Source organism: Clostridium rhizosphaerae (assembly GCF_016765585.1).
Classification (GTDB): domain Bacteria; phylum Bacillota; class Clostridia; order Clostridiales; family Clostridiaceae; genus Clostridium_AT; species Clostridium_AT rhizosphaerae.
Genome location: NZ_JAESWC010000009.1, coordinates 1 through 18009 on the forward strand (window position 1 = coordinate 1; position 18009 = coordinate 18009).

16 protein-coding genes are annotated in these 18009 nt (G+C 31.7%); 9 read left to right on the plus strand and 7 right to left on the minus strand.

The window, feature by feature from the left end; all coding sequences use genetic code 11:
• The first annotated feature begins 228 nt into the window (after positions 1 to 228).
• Both yaaA and JK636_RS13935 read left to right on the plus strand, forming a co-directional pair.
• Positions 229 to 1002: a peroxide stress protein YaaA gene (gene yaaA, locus JK636_RS13930; RefSeq protein ID WP_202749625.1), complete on the plus strand. Its 774-nt coding sequence runs from the start codon at positions 229 to 231 to the stop codon at positions 1000 to 1002.
• A 237-nt stretch (positions 1003 to 1239) separates the two neighbouring features.
• Positions 1240 to 2487, plus strand: coding sequence for a glycosyltransferase family 2 protein (locus tag JK636_RS13935; RefSeq protein WP_202749626.1), 1248 nt, complete (start codon positions 1240 to 1242; stop codon positions 2485 to 2487).
• Between the two features lie 55 nt (positions 2488 to 2542).
• On the opposite strand, the gene JK636_RS13940 is transcribed toward JK636_RS13935, so the two are convergent.
• Together JK636_RS13940 and JK636_RS13945 are read right to left on the minus strand one after the other, a co-directional pair.
• Entirely contained in the window at positions 2543 to 3778 is a 1236-nt protein-coding gene (locus JK636_RS13940; RefSeq protein WP_202749627.1) for a mannosyltransferase family protein, read from the minus strand.
• Between the two features lie 112 nt (positions 3779 to 3890).
• On the minus strand, positions 3891 to 4964 hold the full coding sequence (locus JK636_RS13945; RefSeq protein WP_202749628.1) for a glycosyltransferase family 2 protein: 1074 nt from the start codon (positions 4962 to 4964) through the stop codon (positions 3891 to 3893).
• A 155-nt stretch (positions 4965 to 5119) separates the two neighbouring features.
• On the opposite strand from JK636_RS13945, the gene JK636_RS13950 reads away from it, so the two are divergent.
• Both JK636_RS13950 and JK636_RS13955 read left to right on the plus strand, forming a co-directional pair.
• Complete coding sequence (locus tag JK636_RS13950; protein WP_202749629.1) at positions 5120 to 6616, plus strand: ArnT family glycosyltransferase; 1497 nt, start codon at positions 5120 to 5122, stop codon at positions 6614 to 6616.
• A gap of 295 nt (positions 6617 to 6911) precedes the next feature.
• The gene (locus JK636_RS13955; protein WP_202749630.1) at positions 6912 to 8912 is read left to right on the plus strand and encodes a methyl-accepting chemotaxis protein; all 2001 of its coding nucleotides are present in this window, start codon (positions 6912 to 6914) and stop codon (positions 8910 to 8912) included.
• A 110-nt stretch (positions 8913 to 9022) separates the two neighbouring features.
• Here the strand turns inward: JK636_RS13955 and JK636_RS13960 are convergent, their stop codons facing one another.
• Together JK636_RS13960 and JK636_RS13965 are read right to left on the minus strand one after the other, a co-directional pair.
• Entirely contained in the window at positions 9023 to 9412 is a 390-nt protein-coding gene (locus tag JK636_RS13960) for a GtrA family protein (protein ID WP_202749631.1), read from the minus strand.
• Positions 9413 to 9478: 66 nt separating this feature from the next.
• Positions 9479 to 10024 carry a hypothetical protein gene (locus JK636_RS13965; protein ID WP_202749632.1) on the minus strand — a complete coding sequence of 182 codons (546 nt, stop codon included), beginning with the start codon at positions 10022 to 10024 and terminating at the stop codon, positions 9479 to 9481.
• Between the two features lie 146 nt (positions 10025 to 10170).
• On the opposite strand from JK636_RS13965, the gene JK636_RS13970 reads away from it, so the two are divergent.
• Positions 10171 to 10929 carry a DUF2161 domain-containing phosphodiesterase gene (locus JK636_RS13970; RefSeq protein WP_202749633.1) on the plus strand — a complete coding sequence of 253 codons (759 nt, stop codon included), beginning with the start codon at positions 10171 to 10173 and terminating at the stop codon, positions 10927 to 10929.
• 143 nt (positions 10930 to 11072) lie between these two features.
• The gene (locus tag JK636_RS13975; protein WP_202749634.1) at positions 11073 to 11405 is read left to right on the plus strand and encodes a hypothetical protein; all 333 of its coding nucleotides are present in this window, start codon (positions 11073 to 11075) and stop codon (positions 11403 to 11405) included.
• Between the two features lie 24 nt (positions 11406 to 11429).
• Here the strand turns inward: JK636_RS13975 and JK636_RS13980 are convergent, their stop codons facing one another.
• The gene (locus JK636_RS13980; RefSeq protein ID WP_202749635.1) at positions 11430 to 12137 is read right to left on the minus strand and encodes a VanW family protein; all 708 of its coding nucleotides are present in this window, start codon (positions 12135 to 12137) and stop codon (positions 11430 to 11432) included.
• Positions 12138 to 12377: 240 nt separating this feature from the next.
• Between JK636_RS13980 and JK636_RS13985 the strand changes: the two genes are divergently transcribed.
• The 3 genes from JK636_RS13985 to JK636_RS13995 all read left to right on the plus strand — a co-directional run bounded on the left by JK636_RS13985 (position 12378) and on the right by JK636_RS13995 (position 16501).
• Entirely contained in the window at positions 12378 to 13706 is a 1329-nt protein-coding gene (locus tag JK636_RS13985) for an FAD-dependent oxidoreductase (protein ID WP_202749636.1), read from the plus strand.
• Between the two features lie 675 nt (positions 13707 to 14381).
• The gene (locus JK636_RS13990; RefSeq protein ID WP_202749637.1) at positions 14382 to 14990 is read left to right on the plus strand and encodes a histidine phosphatase family protein; all 609 of its coding nucleotides are present in this window, start codon (positions 14382 to 14384) and stop codon (positions 14988 to 14990) included.
• 953 nt (positions 14991 to 15943) lie between these two features.
• Positions 15944 to 16501: a nucleotidyltransferase family protein gene (locus tag JK636_RS13995; protein ID WP_243428236.1), complete on the plus strand. Its 558-nt coding sequence runs from the start codon at positions 15944 to 15946 to the stop codon at positions 16499 to 16501.
• Positions 16502 to 16559: 58 nt separating this feature from the next.
• Here the strand turns inward: JK636_RS13995 and JK636_RS14000 are convergent, their stop codons facing one another.
• Both JK636_RS14000 and JK636_RS14005 read right to left on the minus strand, forming a co-directional pair.
• Positions 16560 to 17351, minus strand: a complete 792-nt coding sequence (locus JK636_RS14000; protein ID WP_202749638.1) for a VIT1/CCC1 transporter family protein — start codon at positions 17349 to 17351, stop codon at positions 16560 to 16562.
• Positions 17352 to 17461: 110 nt separating this feature from the next.
• Entirely contained in the window at positions 17462 to 17917 is a 456-nt protein-coding gene (locus tag JK636_RS14005; RefSeq protein WP_202749639.1) for a DUF441 domain-containing protein, read from the minus strand.
• Between the last annotated feature and the right edge of the window lie 92 nt (positions 17918 to 18009).

Consider the following 18009-nt stretch of genomic DNA (forward strand, 5'->3'; position numbering starts at 1 on the left):
TAAAAGTTCCAAGCCCTTTACGACCTTTACCGGCTAATTTATTATACCACTACACTATTACTCAATCATTCCATTTTCATTTATTGTGGCGATGAAGCCATCATGACTGTCTGTCTTAAAATAGAAAGTAATTTTTAGGGCGAGACAGCCCTTTTTTTATAATATTATAATAGAAAAAAAGTAACGTACTATGTTAATATTATTATAAAAAAACTAGGTGGTAAACAAATGATTACAATACTTTCTCCAGCAAAAACTTTAGATTTCAATAGAGATTATAAAATAGAAAAATATACTGAACCGTTATTTAAGAAAGAAGCCTTTCAGCTAATAAAAGAACTAAGAAGATATTCACCTGAAGAGTTATCAGGCCTAATGAAGATAAATCAGGAACTTTCAGAACTGAACTTTTTCAGGAATATGGAATTTGATATAAATCATAATCTTTCTAACGCAAAACAGGCCGCATTAACTTTTCATGGAGCTGTTTATCAAGGCCTTAGAGCGGAAGGTTTTAATGAGGAACAGTTTGATTATGCACAAGAGCATTTACGAATGCTTTCGGGACTTTATGGAGTGTTAAGGCCGCTTGATATAATAGAAGCCTATAGATTGGAAATGGGTATAAAACTTAAAAACTCTAGGGGTAAAAATTTATATGATTTTTGGAGAGATAAAATAACGGATTACTTTAACAAAGAAATGGGCAGTCAAAATAACAAAATCCTCGTTAATCTAGCATCAAATGAATACTTTACTGCAATAGACATTAAAAAATTTAAAAGTAATATTATTACACCAGTTTTTAAAGAGTACAAGCATGGAACTTATAGGATTATCACAATTTATGCTAAAAGAGCACGAGGACTCATGGCAAAATATATAATTGAGAATAAAATTGATAGTTGTGAAGGTTTAAAAAGTTTTGAAGAAGAAGGATATGCATTTCAGGAAGGAATGTCTAACGATAGAGAGCTGGTATTTACACGAAATAAATTTTAGCGTTAAGAGATGATTATAATATTTAATACTGAATAGTAATAAGAAAATTTAACTAAAAAGTAATATTTTTATAATAATAACTAAGATTTTACTATTATTATTCTTTTATGTGAATAAACTTTGAATAAAAAGAAAAAATATATTTCATAGGCTGATTTTGTCTTGTACTACATTTAATGCAAGTTTATATAGGTTTAAGAGGTCACTCTATAAAAACTTGCGGGAGGAGCGGGCACTATGAAATATATTTCCATATCAATATTTATGCTGATACAATTATATGTTCTTTTTCTAACTTATTATTATAATGCTATTTCTATTTTTGGACTAAAAAAGGTAAAGGAAGAAGAAGATAAACTTCCGGAGAAAAGTTTTGCTGTGGCTATTGCGGCTCATAATGAGGAAAAGGTAATAGGACAGATTTTGGATAATTTAAAGGAATTGGATTATCCTAAAGAATTATATGATGTATTTGTAATTTGTGATAATTGTGAGGATAATACGGCAAAAATAGTTAAGGAAAAGAAGATAACCGCACTTGAAAGGTTTGATAGCGATAAGAGGGGTAAAGGCTATGCCTTAAAGTGGTTTTTTGATTTGATGTTTAAGATGAAAAGACAGTATGATGCAGTTGTTATTTTTGATGCTGATAACCTTGTGACAAAGAATTTTCTTACGAAGATGAATAACAATCTTCTTTCAGGAAAAGAAGTAATTCAAGGTTACTTAGACAGTAAAAACCCAGATGATTCCTGGGTCACTATTTCCTACGCTTTAGCATACTGGATTACAAATAGGAATTTTCAACTTGCAAGGAAAAGACTTAAATTAAATGCAGCTTTAGGAGGAACAGGATTTTGCTTGTCAACCAGAGTTCTTAAAGAATTCGGCTGGAATGCTATGAGTTTAACAGAAGATTTAGAGTTTACTATGATATGTACTTTAAATGACATTCCGGTTGTTTGGGAACACACTGCAAAAATTTATGATGAAAAACCTGTAACTATGAAGGCTTCTTTGAGACAAAGAATAAGATGGCTTCAAGGTCATTGGGACTGCTGCTTTAGGTATTCAGGACCATTATTAAGAAGAGCCTTCGGCAAGGGAAAGTTTGCCTGTTTTGATGCTTTCGTTTATCTGATTCAACCATCTAAAATGATACTGGATGCATTTTCTTTTACAATGCTTATGGCGAAGCTTGTTTTTCCTAGTGTACCAATACTAAAAATTGTGTTCCCTCTTTGGTTCTGGGTTCTGGCTTTATTCTTTAGATATGCAGTACCTGTAGCCGCACTGCTTTTAGAAGGAGTTTCTTTAAAGAGAATGATGGCTATAGTTATTTATCCTATTTACGGAGTAACATGGATACCTGTCAGCGTTATAGGATTATTTAAAAAGAATAAGAAAGAGTGGAACCATACACTACACGATAGAGTTTTAGAAGAAGAACATTTAGAAGCTGCTATTACTAAAAAGAAAATATAATAAAAGCCATCGCGATATCTAGATAAGAAGATATCGCGATGGCTTTTGTATAAGATTAAACCACGAAATAATAGCCGTTAAAAAATCCAATTGTAATAAGCCCATTTAAAGCAGCAAAGAAATACAGATATCCAGAGAAAATATAATGTTTTTCTCTATATAATTCAACTATATATAAATACATTGGTACTGATACCATAAGATATCTAGGTATACTTACTAAATCTGAGCCGAAATTGGAAAAAGGTACAACTATTATTAAGAATCCATAAATAAATAGTATCCATTGTTTTATATTAAGCTTTTTATAATTTCTTATAGCATAATATATAAATAACAGGATTACTAATGTTGCTATTGCAAAGCTTATTACACCATTATTCCACCCACCGCTGGAAAAAAAGTATGGATGCAGTATATAGTAAAAATAGCTTTTAAATGGGATGCTTAATTTTCGACCCCAGTTTCCAACATCATGAAGAGGGGCTAAAAAGTCTCCAGTTAGGTACTTCATATAAGAAAAATATATTGTAAGTGGTATTATCGATATTATCATATTAGATAATACTTTTTTTATTTGTCCTTTATCCTGTAACTTAAAGTCCTGCTCAGAAATAAGCATAAAAAATAAATATGCTATATTAACAACTCCTGGAAACCGACTTATAGAGGATAGACCAGCAAATATAGCCGCTTTTAAAAAATCTTTTTTAGTTGCATAATATATTGTGGCTGCGGAAAGAAATAAAAATAGGCTTTCCGTGTAGGGTATAGAATAAAATATTGAATATGGATAGCATAGAATAAGTGCTATTACTAAAGTTATTTCGTTCTTTTCAAAGCCTCTGTCCTCGCAGATTCTATATATATAATATAACGCAAGAACCAGTAAAAGATTTGATAGTATTAGTGAATTAACAATATTGTTTGAACTAATATGTAAAAGCCTCATACTTCTTAATAGAATAGGATATAACGGGAAAAAGCTTATCCTTGTTGCAGAGCTGCTTTCAGACATATTTACCTTAGGATAACCTGAATCAGCTATTTGAAAGTAAAAACCGCTGTCAAATTTATTAAAATCCTCAAGTTTTAATTTATTTGAACCTCCTATGCCTCCTGAAAGATTTATGAGAGTTGTATCTTTTGAAATTTTATTTTTAACGGCATCATACATAGGGAAGGTATTCATACCTAAATATCCTACAAAGCATAAAGATAATCTTGATATAATAACAATAATTAATAATTTTAGTATTAAAGATAAATTGTTAGTAAAGTTTTTTTCCAATGTAGGGTCTCCTTTCGTTGATATTTACATTGAAATAATTGCCAACTTATCTTGATAATATTCTTAATAAATATAAAAAGGTTGTAAATATAATTTACAACCTTAAAGTTATTTATGATTGAGTTGCTTCTTCGCTCTTACCTGCTAATTCTTTACTTAATTCATTGCTTACAAGATATAAAGGCTTTCTTAGACTTTTGTCAATGTGGATTCTTTTGCTATGCAAATACAATGAGTTTGATAAATTGTTTTCAAGATTTATCTCTTTGTCTATTATGTATAAAGGTCTTTCCTTACTCTCGTCATAAATTCTAGCAATATACTCGCCTACTATACCTATAGAAAGAAGTTGAATCCCGCCAAAAAAAGTGATAAAAGTTAAGGTTAGTGTCCAGCCTAGGGCAATTGATTTTAGGCCAATTGCTGAACTTATTATAGAATAAAAGATAATTGCGAGTGTTGCTAATATAGCTATAGAGCCTAAGTATTCTGCTAGTTTTAATGGCTTTACAGAGAATGAAAATATTGCGTCAAGAGCAAATTTCAGCATCTTTTTAAGAGGATATTTTGTCTCACCTGCAAAACGTTCTTTTCTTTCGTACTCTAAAGCAATCTGTTTGTAGCCTACCCAACTGCACATACCCCTTAAAAATCTATTATGCTCAGGCATTTTCTTCAAAGCATCAATAACCTTTCTGTCTACCAGCCTAAAATCTCCTGTATCAACAGGAATTTTTACTGTGCTCATTTTATCAAGAAATCTATAAAACATCTTTGCACTCGTAAGCTTAAACCAACTTTCTCCATCTCTCTTTTTTCTTTTTCCATAAACCACATCATAGCCTTGTTCCCACAGCTTTATCATATCAGGAATAAGCTCTGGAGGATCTTGAAGGTCAGCATCGATAATAACCACTGCATCACCTTTGGCCTTGTCAAGGCCTGCAGTAACTGCGATCTGATGACCAAAATTTCTTGCGAAACTGACAACCTTTACATGAGGATCTTTTTCAGCTATTTGAGATAATAATTCTAATGTCTTGTCGGTGCTTCCATCATTTACAAAAATCAGCTCATAATTTAGTTCGTTATCAATTACCACATTTGATAATCTTTTATAGCATTCCTCTACAACCTTTTCTTCGAAATACATAGGAACTACAATTGAAATAAGTTTTGAAGTCATAATATGTTTCTCCCTTCATTAGGCATAATTCCGTATTTTACAGCTAAAAATATTATTACCAATATATAGAATTTTATTCCTTACATAGAATGTTTTTGTTTTTAATGGTTATAATATACATGCTTTGTATTTATTAACTTGACAGGAGCACTGATATGGACATTCATAGAACGAAAATATTTGATTCAATTATTAGCTTTGTAGAAAAAGGCTATTATTTTTTTCTAGCTATAATTATGGCAATGACAATTTATAATGTGTTTCATAATTTGGGGCTTTCTCCTATAGAAAGCTTTGATGAGGCAAGACATGGAGTTAATGCATATGAAATGATTAAAAATAACAATTATATAGTTAGTACTTATGGTTATAAAAACGACTACTGGAATCTCAAACCGCCTGTAAGCTATTGGACTATAATTGCCGGGTATAAAGCAGCAGGTTTCAATGAATTGGGATTAAGAGCTGCTTCAGCGTGTGCAGCTGTATTGACTATACTCATTCTTGCCTTATTTATGTCGTATAAATATGATAAGCTGTCAGCACTGATTTCTGCTATTGTTTTAAGCACAACTACCCAATACATTACGGAGCATTGTGCAAGAACAGGGGATGCAGATTCTGTATTTGTATTGTTTTTTACAATATCTATGATTTGTTTGTCATTATCAAGTAAAAGCTTAAGATGGCTGTACGTTTCAGGGGTGGCTTTTAGCTTGGCTTTTTTAACTAAAAGCTTTCATGCATTAAATATAATACTTATAATTTGTATGTATCTAATTCTTTCTAAAGATATTTTTAGAATGAAATTTGTACAGATTATTTTGGTTATAGTAAATTCTTTTTTTCTAATTGCTATTTGGGGTTTTTACAGATACAAGCAGGATGGATTGAAATTCTTTCAGGCAATGATAAACTATGATCTTTTAGCAAGAACCTCATCTACTGTTGAGAAGCATGGCGGAGATAGTTATTTTTATTTAGATAAGATTAGTAGTTCTTATTTTCATTGGATAATTGTATTGTTTGCTGTTGTAGCAGCAAATGTACTTTTGTTAAAGCATCGAAGAGAGAAGGAACAACTTATTGATAAGTCTTTGGTGCTGATTCTTTGGATAACTGTGCCTTTAATTCTTTATAGCTTAGCTAAAACGAAAATTCAGTGGTATATAATACCTGTATATCCTGCCTTAGCTGTAGTAATAGGTGCAGGGGCTAGCTCATACCTTAAGTGTCGTTATAGGAATTTAATATCACAACTGTTTCTAACTTTTCTGATTCTTCATTCTGCATACAGAAGTGAAAACTATATTTTGAATGTCATTTCTAAGACATGGACTGATCCTGGGCAAATAGTATTGAAAGAGTTGAAAAGTTATCCTCAATATACAGGAAAAAACATATATACAACTTTTTTTGGTTATTCAGCAGAAGATCCCTACAGATTCAGGCAGAACTATTTGCTTTCAGCAGAGCTTTACGATGATTTAATACCGCTTGAAGGTGGTTTTGAAGGGTTTTTAAATGATAAAACTAATAACCCTATAATCCTTTTAAAGAAAGATAAAAATATATTAGCACAAAAAGAAAAATACAGATTGAAGATACTACTAGAATATGATGACGCAGTTATATTAACTAAAGAAAAATAAAGCTGTTTCATAATTGTGTAACATATATATTAAAGTCCTAAGGAATAGCAGATTCCGAGGACTTTATTTAAATTTAAATAAATAGTGATGATTAAAATAAATTTAGCAAGTTGTAGAAAAATATGTAGAAATATGTTATTATATACTATGTTTTGTATAAAAAAGTAATTTAATAGACAATAAAATACAAAATAATCTACAGCTATACAGAGAAAACTTCTATAACAAATTCAACTTTATGTGGAAAATATCGAAAAGAATAAGTGTGCAAAAGATTTAAAGGGGGGCATAAATTTTGAAAAGTATTAAGAGTAAGTTAACGTTATTATTTAGTTGTTTATTAATCATTGTTAGTTTGGGGTTTGGAATAGTTTCTTTTAAAGCTTCTTCTAACGCCTTGATATCTAATGTAAGTAAGACAATTCCAAAGATGGCTGATGAGGGAGCCAAGGTGGTTGAGGGTAGATTGCAAACACAGCTTGAATCACTATCTGCTATGGCTGAGAATGATAGCATTAAGAATAGAAACACTTCTATAAGTAAACAAGTTGAAACATTGGATTTAGAGAAGAAAAGGAAAAACTATATACACTTATTTATTATAGATAAAGATGGGAAAGCTCTTCTAGATGATGGAAGCACTCTTGATTTAAAAGATAGGGAATATTTTAAAAGAGCTATTGCGGGGGAGAATGCAGTTTCTGACCCTATGGTAAGTAAAGCAAAAGATGGAAGCAATTTAATAATTTCTTTTGCAGTACCCATAAAGTATAACAATGAAGTGGTTGGAGTCTTAGGCGGAACAAAGGATGGTAATCTTCTTAGTGAGCTTACCAACGATATAACCTTTGGAAAAACAGGAAAGGCTTTTATGTTAAGAAAAGATGGTACTACTATTGCACATACAAATAAAGATCTAGTTATAAATATGGATAATGATTTTGAAAATGTGAAGAAAGATTCAAAGCTTGCGTCTTTAGTTGAAATTGAAAAGAAAATGGTTGCAGGTGGATCAGGTACTGGTGAGTATGTTTACGATGGTGTTTCAAAGTATGTTGGGTATGCTCCTGTAAAAGGTACTGGCTGGTCCTTAGCGGTGGTAATCGCAAAGGAAGAAATTTTATCAGAAACTTCTTCTTTAAAGAATTCAATAATTATAATTGCTTTAGTTTTTATAGCTCTTGGTATTCTGTTTGCTCAAATTATTTCAACAAGAATTGTCAAAGGTATAAAAGTAACTTCAGCATATTTAGAATTATTAGCAAATGGTGATTTTAGTAAAGATGTGTCCGAGAAATATACTAATATGAAGGATGAAATCGGACAAATGTCTGGTTCTACCCAAAGATTGACGCAATCAATAAGAGCTATGATAAAGCAAATAAAAGACAGTTCAAGTTCTATAGAAAATCAGGCGGAAAATTTATCTTCTGTTTCAGAAGAAATTTCAACCTCTTCACAAAGTGTAGCATCTTCTATTCAGGATGTAGCGCAAGGAACTTCTACCCAAGCAGAGGATTTAGTAGACGTAACTGGCACATTAAATCAATTTAGCGATAACCTTCAGGCTATAGTTGTTGAAATTAAGGATATTGATATAAATGCAAAAGAAATAGGAAGTATGTCAGAGGAAAGTAATTCAAAAATGGAGGTTTTAATAAGTTCCATTAACAAAGTAAATGATTCCTTTAATGAATTTATTAATAAGGCTCAAGGACTTGAAAAAAATGTATCTCAAATAAATCAGATAATTAATATCATAAACAGCATAGCTGATCAGACTAATTTATTAGCATTAAATGCAGCGATTGAAGCAGCGAGAGTAGGGGAGGCTGGAAGAGGTTTTGCTGTAGTAGCTGAAGAAATAAGAAAGCTTGCTGAACAATCAAAAACCTCATCAGAAACTATTGCTAAGCTTATATTAGATGTATCTAATGGTACAAGCAGTATGGTTAGTAACACTGAAGAATTAAACGAAGAGTTAAAGGGACAGCTTGAAATAATAAATAATACTTTAATTTCCTTTAAAAATATTACTAATGGAATAAATGAAGTGGTTCCTAAGATTGAGAGAGTTAATAGTTCTGCAATTATGATAGATGAAGACAAAACGTATATCCTCGAGAAGATAGAAAGTGTATCAGCAGTTGCACAGGAAACATCTGCCTCTTCCGAAGAAATTGCTGCTTCTGCAGAGCAAATGAATGCTTCTACAGAAGAAGTAGCAGCCTCAGCGGAAGTTTTAAGCGAAATGACAAAGGAAATGATGAAGCATATAAACAAGTTTGAGTTATAGACAAACAACAAAAAGCATTGAAGATTTGCTATTTTATTGTCTGTGAGTTAAGTTTACGTATTGTTTATCTTATATAGTAGTATAAAGTAAAAATGTCGCCTGATAACAAATCAGGCGACATTTTTACTTATGCTGTTAAAAACGATAAGACGGCTGCCAATATAATTAGTTACAGTAGAAAAAGCTGTAGCTATAATTTGTGATAGCATACTGTCCAAATGAGACGCATCCACGAGCATATACATTGCTAAAAGATTTACTCCAAGTGAAATACCGTTAACCGCAATAAATTTCATAAGCTGAATAAAGATTTTATTATCATTATCTTTAAAGGTCCATTTCTTATTTAAGATGTAACTGTTTGCCATACCTGAGCCATAGGCAATTACAGAACTTATCATATGGTTGATGCCTAATACTTTGTTTAATAAATAAAAAACAATTAAGGATATTAGGGTATTTATACCACCTACTATAAAAAATTTAATTAGTTTAATCATTGTAAACACCAATGCTTTCATATTTGTTTTAACATGTAGTATTTTTTACAAATATTTTAATTTTATTCAACTGCATTGCGTTAAGGGATGGTTAGTTATCAATCCTTCATAAATAAGTTCTTTATTGTGTACTAAGAATAAATCGCTTGGCTTAATAAGTTCAGGCATTTTTTGTGTATAATAAATTTCGCTTTTTATTAATATTTCTGATACAAATTGAGTACAAAAGTAGTGATCTTTTCTTTTTAGAGGCCTGTTAACTAAAACTCCAAAAAGGCCTAAAAAGTTATATCTATATTTATCTTTTTCGCTCTGAAATAATTGAACTTCCTTTAATAAACAATCATACTGCTTGTCAGTTATTTTAACCTTATAAATTATACATTCGCTTAAGGGGTTGTTTTTATAAACTCCATCAAATAAGTTTTCTTCCACAAAGCCACCCGAAAATGGATTGCTAGGGTTTGTCCTGCCAAAAGAATACATCTTACTGAAGCTATCATCAAAGCTTATAGATGCATGTACATATTTTGTGTCTGAAAAAATATTCAAGGCTCTTGAAAGCCAAGTGCCTGTCTTTGAAAAAATTAGATATACGTATATATAATTCATAACGATTAAATCAACTCCCTGAAAGTTATAATAGAAACCCAACAAAATATAAACTACAATAAAGATATATATATTATAGCTTAATATAAATATTCATAAATTGATACAGGAAATTATTAAATTATTAACCTGAAAGGAAAAAGTTCATGGAGATTAGGAAGTTTTCAGAAACTGATTTATGGAAGCCGGTAAGAGACTTCTTTGTTGATAAGGGATATACCGTAAGAAGTGAAGTAAAGGACTGTGATATAGTAGCTATTAAAGATGAAGAACTCATAATAATTGAACTTAAAAAGAATCTAAGTGTGGAATTGCTCTCTCAAGCTGTAAAGAGACAAAAAAGTGCAGATTTAGTTTATATAGCTGTACCTAAGCCTAAAAAGCTTATAGGAAATTCTAAGTGGAAGGATATATGCCATCTTATAAGAAGACTAGAGCTTGGCTTAATATTAGTATCCTTTAAAGGAAATAACGGGATAATTGAGATACCTATAAACCCAACCCCGTTTGACAGATGGAAAAGTATAAATATGGGTAAAAGAAAAAGAGAAAATATTATTAAAGAGGCCAAGAGCAGATATGAAGATTTTAATGTAGGAGGAAGCAAAGGTAAGAAGCTTGTTACAGCATATAGGGAAAATGCATTATTTATTGCTTGCTGCTTAGAAAGATTTGGAGAACTTTCTCCTAAAAAACTAAGGGAACTGGGCGCCGATGAGAGAAAAACTACTTCGATTCTTAGGGAGAATCATTATGAGTGGTTTTCAAATGTTAAAAGAGGGGTATATATAATATCGGATAAAGGTAGAGAAGCCTTAAAAGAATACAAAGAACTTTCAGATTATTATTATCAAAAGATAGATGATGCATTTAAAGGAAAAGTAAAGCAAATAGAAGAGAAATGAAAGTAAAGAAAGGCCACTGCGGTAAATGGTATAAATTAACCCATAACAGTATAAAATATAACTTTACTAATGATTAGTAAAATCATATAATAAGATTATACTAATTAGTGTGATGTATTGAAAACTGTTAAGGGGGATTTATCATGTTATTTACTTCACAGGCACTGCCCACTATATTTGTTCATAATAAAACAAAGTCTGCTATTAATAATCTATATTTTACATATGAAGGGTATAGGTCTGATGATCCTGTAATTAAAAAATTAGAAAGCAGCAAAATTGATAGTGTATGCATGTACAGTAAAGGATATTGCGGAACCAAATCTTTAATAATGTATTATTATGATAATAATAAAAATAAGCATAAATACACTATTTTTGATAGATTGGGATTTGATTATATATCCAATATAATGATTGAAATACTATCACTTGAAGATGATGGAAGTTTTAAGATAAAAGTAGATGCTGATTAAGGCTATTGCCTTAATCAGCATTTTTTAACTTGTCTTCCATATTGATATATAAACCCTTTTATCATCCACACTTGTTCTGATTTCAACAGGATATTTTTTTGTGTTTTTAAATTTTAAATCCAAGCTTCCATAATTCACCGCAGCATCTCTGCCTTTTGGAACATATCCAACAGTTTTACTGTGGTCATGTCTTTCTAATATCTGAAGGCCGGCTTTATCTGCTGCGTTAAAAATTGTGGTACTCAGTTGACATACGCCGCCGCCAAAACCTTCTTCATATTCTCCATTTACTATTATTGCAGCAGTTCTAAACCCAGTTTCAGCATTTCTTTTTCCTACGACATCATTAAAGGAAAAGGTATCGCCAGGATTTAATTTATATCCATTAATTTTTTTTGCACCAAGTTTTATATTATATGTTCTATCTTTATCCTTGTTTAAGAGAACTGTACTGTATGATCCTAAACTGTATGATTCTAAAGGTTTTGGAGCGGGTTTCTTTTCAGTTTTTTTTGGAGCCGGAGCTGGTGTTGAAGGCTCCGCTGGCTCTGGTTTTGGAGTTTCAGCAGGAGGTGTTTCGGGCACTGACTGAGCACTTCCTGGATTGATTTCTTTATACTCTATGTTTTTAGCAGGTGCTGGTTCTTCTTTATAGGGTTTAGGGTTGCTTCTGCAGGAGCTAAGTATAAGTATAATAAAAGCACACAAAATAAATGAAATTATTTTTTTCAATTTAAAACCTCCTTTTAATATTAGTTTGTTTATAGTATTTGCTCTTTGATTAAGCATAATCCTAAGAAAAATATATATAGCTTATAACACTTTTCCACTAAAGGACTTTAATGTATAAAAAATTTTTAAATTAGTGTAGATTTTTTATCAAAGTATTGTTATAATATTAACAACGGATAATTAATATTAAGTAGATAATTATACTAATTGATAAAAAATATACTTTAAGGAGAATTATATATGAAGGTAGCAGTTATAGGTTGTACTCATGCTGGTACAGCAGCAATAGTAAATACAGCAAAACTTTATAAAGACGCAGAAATAACAGTTTATGAAAGAAATGATAATATATCCTTTTTATCTTGCGGCATAGCTTTATATGTGGGCGGAGTGGTTAAAGATCCACAAGGACTTTTCTATAGTTCACCAGAAGCTTTAGCTGAACTCGGTGTTAAAACTAAGATGTCACATGATGTTCTAAATATAGATTTTGATAATAAAAAACTTAAAGTTAAAAACTTAAAAACTGGTGAAGAATTTGAAGATAGTTTTGACAAGCTTATAATAACTACAGGTTCTTGGCCAATAATTCCAAGAATAGAAGGAATAGATTTAGAAAATATTTTGCTTTCTAAGAATTTCTATCATTCCAATACAATTATTGAAAAAGCAAAGTCAGCTAAAAAAATAACCGTTGTCGGAGCAGGCTATATAGGTGTTGAACTTGTAGAAGCTTTTGAGATGAATGGCAAAGAGGTTACTTTGATAGACAGTATGGATAGAATCTTAAATAAATATCTTGATAAAGAATTCACTGATATAGCAGAAGAAACCTTTAAAGAGCATAAGATTAAGCTTGCATTAGGAGAAACAGTTTCAAAGTTTGAAGGTAAAGATGGAAAAGTAACAAAGGTTATAACAAACAAGGGAGAATATGAAACAGACCTTGTTATATTATGCATAGGTTTTAGACCAAATACGGAATTGTTCAAAGGAAAGCTTGATATGCTTCCTAATGGTGCAATTATAGTTGATGAATATATGAGAACAAGCCGAGAGGATATATTTGCTGCAGGAGATAGTGCCACGGTAGTTTATAATCCAACCGGAAAGGTAGAATATATACCGCTGGCAACAAATGCAGTACGTATGGGTACACTTATCGCTAGAAATTTAGTTAAACCCACAACAAAACATCTAGGAACTCAAGGAACCTCAGGAATAAAGATTTATGATTATAATATAGCTTCAACAGGATTAACTGAAGAATCAGCAAAATCAGCAGGACTAGAGGTTAAAACTGTAACAATTACAGACAACTATCGTCCGGAGTTTATGCCAACTTTTGATGAAGCAACAATCAAAGTTGTTTATGAAACTGAATCTGAAAGGATATTAGGCGCTCAGCTTATATCAAAAACAGATTTAACTCAGTTAATGAATACAATGTCTGTAGTAATTCAAAATAAAATGACTATAGATGAGTTGGCCTTTGTAGATTTTTTCTTCCAGCCGCATTTTAACAAGCCTTGGAACTTGTTAAATATCGCAGCATTAAGCGCAAAGTAAAACTATATGGAATATTGTACACAGCAATAAACATCCGCATGTTCTTTAAAGTTTAGGAAATCTTCGCTACACATTTTAAGACTAATAATTGTTTTTTATACAATTCCTAAATCCTATAAACTCGTTTCACTCAGTTCGGGGCAGTTTAGCTTACTCATAGCCATTCGTAAACTGCCCTTGAAAAGCCATTTAGGCTTTTCAGCAGTATAGGATTCTAAACGGACTTGTATAAAAAATAATTAAAGTCTTACTAATGTTCGCTCAATGTTTCTGCAACTTTAAAGAACATGCTAAGTTTTTGCTATGATACAGTATTCCATTATAATTTTTTGAGCAGAATGATGCGATTATGTGCTATGATATACAGGTAAATATTATGAGAACTTAATTTATATAGACTGAGAATATTAAGTTCTCAGTAGTTTTCAGTGGATATAAGTTAATACTCGAAGCCGCTTTTATATACATATTGTGAAACTTAAATAATATAATCACAGGAGGTTGAAACTCTAAATGAGCTTCAACGGGCAGTTTGAGAGCGGAAACGAGCAAGTATAAACTGCCCAGTGTTCCGAGTAAAGGGAGGCTAAAGTCCTAAATGGACTTTAGCGGGTAATTTACGAGTGGAACGAGCGCTCATAAATTACCCAGTGATCTGACAAAAAGGAGGATACAATGCTTAGATTATATATAACAAGACATGGAGAAACTGAGTGGAACATACAGGGGAGAATGCAGGGTTGGAAAAATTCTAATTTGACAACTAAGGGGACTTCTAATGCAAAAGCTTTAGGAGAATCTTTGAAAAGTGTTGAATTTAACAAGGTATACTGCAGCCCTTTAGATAGAACCAGACATACTGCAGAATTAATACTTTCTGGAAGAGATATACCTGTAGTATATGACGAAAATTTAAGAGAAATTCATCTTGGTGAACTTGAAGGGTTGAATCAGGAAGAAATAAAAGAAATCTATCCGGAATTTGGAAGTCATTTTTGGGAAAATCCTCATCTTTATGAAGCAAAGTCTGGAGAAGACTTTTATCATGTAAAAGAAAGAGTTTTAAAGGTTTTAGACAGAATAATCTCTGAAAATACTGAAGGCAACATACTTATTGTTACTCATGGGGTTGTACTGAAAACCTTTCATGCGTACTTTAAAAATCTTCCTATGGAGAGACTATGGGATCCGCCTTTTATATATGATACAAGTTTAACTATTGTTGAAATTGAAAATGGAAAGTCAGAGGTTGTAATTGAAGGTGATATTTCACACTTAAAGTAGATTGCGAAATAAAGATATCGCAGGCTATGCTTTAAAGTCCGTAGGGATTTTTGAGGAAAATAATATATAATCTTAGTGATTACTTTGCTACTGTTCTAAGGTTCGTAAAGTCATAAAACTAAGAGCCTCTAAGAATTCGCTTTAACTTTTGCTATCTTTAAAGCGAAGCTTCTAGAAGAAATTTTTATATCATATTGTACTCTTGTTAGCTCAGAAGAGACGCTCTAAGTTTTATGACTTTACTTCACCAAGAACATGGGCAAAGTACTCAATTAATCTTATTTATTATTTTCCACACTGCCCTACATACTTTAAAGCAAGCCTATAACACTTTTGTTGCTCTTTAGTTAATCAGTTTAAACATTAAAAAGTTTAGCGTTATTTAATAATAGTGTAAATATAAGTATGTTCTTTGATATTGTAGAAAGCAAGTCTACCGCAAACTAGCATGGCTCAAGTAAATATTTAAATATTTTTATAGGTTTATATTTAAATATGTGAATTATAAAAATGCCATTACTAGCTTTTAATAAAGCCAAAAGTTTTAATATAAATTAATCATTGAGTAAATGGTATAGATAATTATAATTGAGTATAAAAGATACATAGGCTGCCGTGTAAAGACCGAGAGCAGGTGTAGAAAATAATATTTTAATTTGATTGATAACTTTGCTCATGTTCTTGGCGAAGCAATGCTGAAAAGTTTAGAGCCTCTTTTCTGAGCAAGCAAAAGTATTTTAAGTTTGCTAAAGATGTTTTAAAGTCTGCGGCTATTAAAGTAACAAGAAGTCAAAGCGAATTCATAGAAGCTCTTAGCTTTTCAATATTGCAAGCCCTAGAACATACGCAAAGGAATCATGAAGTAAAATATTATTTTCTACACAAGGCTCTAAGGTCTTTGCGCCACAGCCTGCAGCTATTTTATTTCACAATTTTATTAAGGGGTGATACTGTTGAATTTTAATGCTTTATCATATATAGCAGAGGAGCTTAACAAAAGCGAGGCTTTATGGGCCGTTGGCGCCTCTGTGATGCTTTATTTCAACGGTCTTGTAGAAAAGCCTAACGATATTGATATATTAGCAACTGAAAAAGATATTGAAAAGGTGAAGGCTGTTTTGGATAGCCTTGGAGAAATGACTTTTGATGGCTGCAACGAAGGTAAGGATCCATATCTTACAAGATATTTTTATAAATATAAAGTTGATGATACTGATATTGATTTAATAGCAGGCTTTAGAATTAAAAATGCGCAGGGAATATATGAAATGCCTTTTGATGAAAAGACTATAGCTTACTATGGAAAAGTAAATGATGTTTCCGTTCCTTTATGCTCCTTAGAGGACTGGTATGTGCTTTATCAGCTAATGGAAGGAAGAGAGCCAAAGGTTAAACTTATAGAAGACTACTTAGTTAAAAATGGTATAAATAACATGGAACTTTTGGAAAGAGCACTTAAGGAAAAATTACCCGACAGCGTGAAGTGTAATGTTAATAAATTAATTGACTAAATACAATAATATTAAAAGCTATTGGCAAGTTCAAAACTTACCAATAGCTTTTTTAAGCTTATGCAACACCTGAAAGCAGTATTCCTATTAAATATGCAGCACTTGCAGCAAGGCCTCCAACTAAAAGCATTTCAAGTCCTGAAACTATCCAATTCTTGCCCGTAACTTTAGTTTTTAGAGCACCTAGTATAAATAAAGTAAATCCGGTTAGCACTGAGGATAGAGCAAACATATTAATACCTAGGTTTGGTATAAATCTTGAAAGTACATAAGTAAGTACAGGAATAAAACCAAATATTATAAAGGAAGCAAAGGTCACTAAAGCGTTTTTTATTGGTGATTCTTTTTCCTGCAGTATTCCAAGCTCTTCAACCATCATTATATCAACCCAGGCTTCTTTATTTTTTGATATTATATCTGTAACAGTTTTTGCATCTGCTTCATTCATTCCTTTTTGGATATAAAGCTCCATAAGCTCTTGCTTTTCACCTTGAGGGAAATGCTCAACTTCCCAGGCCTCTCTTTCTCTCTCTGATGCTTGAAACTCCATTTCAGCTTTAGTGCTTAAGTAATCGCCGATAGCCATAGAAAGACCATCGCCTACTAAGTTAGCAAAACCCATAATAAGTACGACTCCAGGTGATAAAGCAGCTCCAGCAACTCCGGCAACCACAGCGAAGGTAGTAATTATGCCGTCAAGTCCGCCATAGATTACGCTTTTTATATATTGTCCTGCAGAACTATGAGTTTCTTCTGCTTTAATAGAGCGATGCTGATGTGCTTTTATGGAAGCCTGCACATCTTTATTTTTATAAGCATTTCTTGCCTTGTCCAAATTTCTTGTAAACATTATGACCCTCCATTGTAAAAATATTACTTAAGTTTATTTTATCTTATGTTCATATATATTGTAAATATTTTAGGCTATGAAAAATTGAAAAGCTGCAAATATCTGCAGCTTTATTTATGACCAAATATGAAGTTAATAAGCCTCACAATTTCATAGGCTATACCTGATGCGATAAGCGGCCCCACAGGAACTCCGCCCAAAAGCGATACCCCTACTATTGAACCGAGAACTACGCCAGAAAGCACGTCTGCATTTCCCTTTGTAAAGCTGACGCCTTTTGCAGCAAGCATTGCTACGATAATACCCATAGTCAACGATACAATGCCGTTTACGCTTAGTAAGCTCTTTATGTCAAAGGAGTTAGACCCTTGTTTAATAAGAGGTACGAGCATCCAAAGCATCAGAAAGATCATACCTATGTCCATACAATATTTTTCAACAAAATTTATTGCTTTCTCGCTGTTAGTTAGAGATATAACGAAAATTATAAGAGCTGCTATACCCAAGTTCTTATTCTTTGTTATAAATGATAATATAACTAATATAAATATTATTATTTTATACATTGCTTTTAAGTCCTCTTAACTTATTTACAATTATTATAATATGCTGAAAATAATATTTTGGACTAAATTTCTTATACAATACTTTACATATG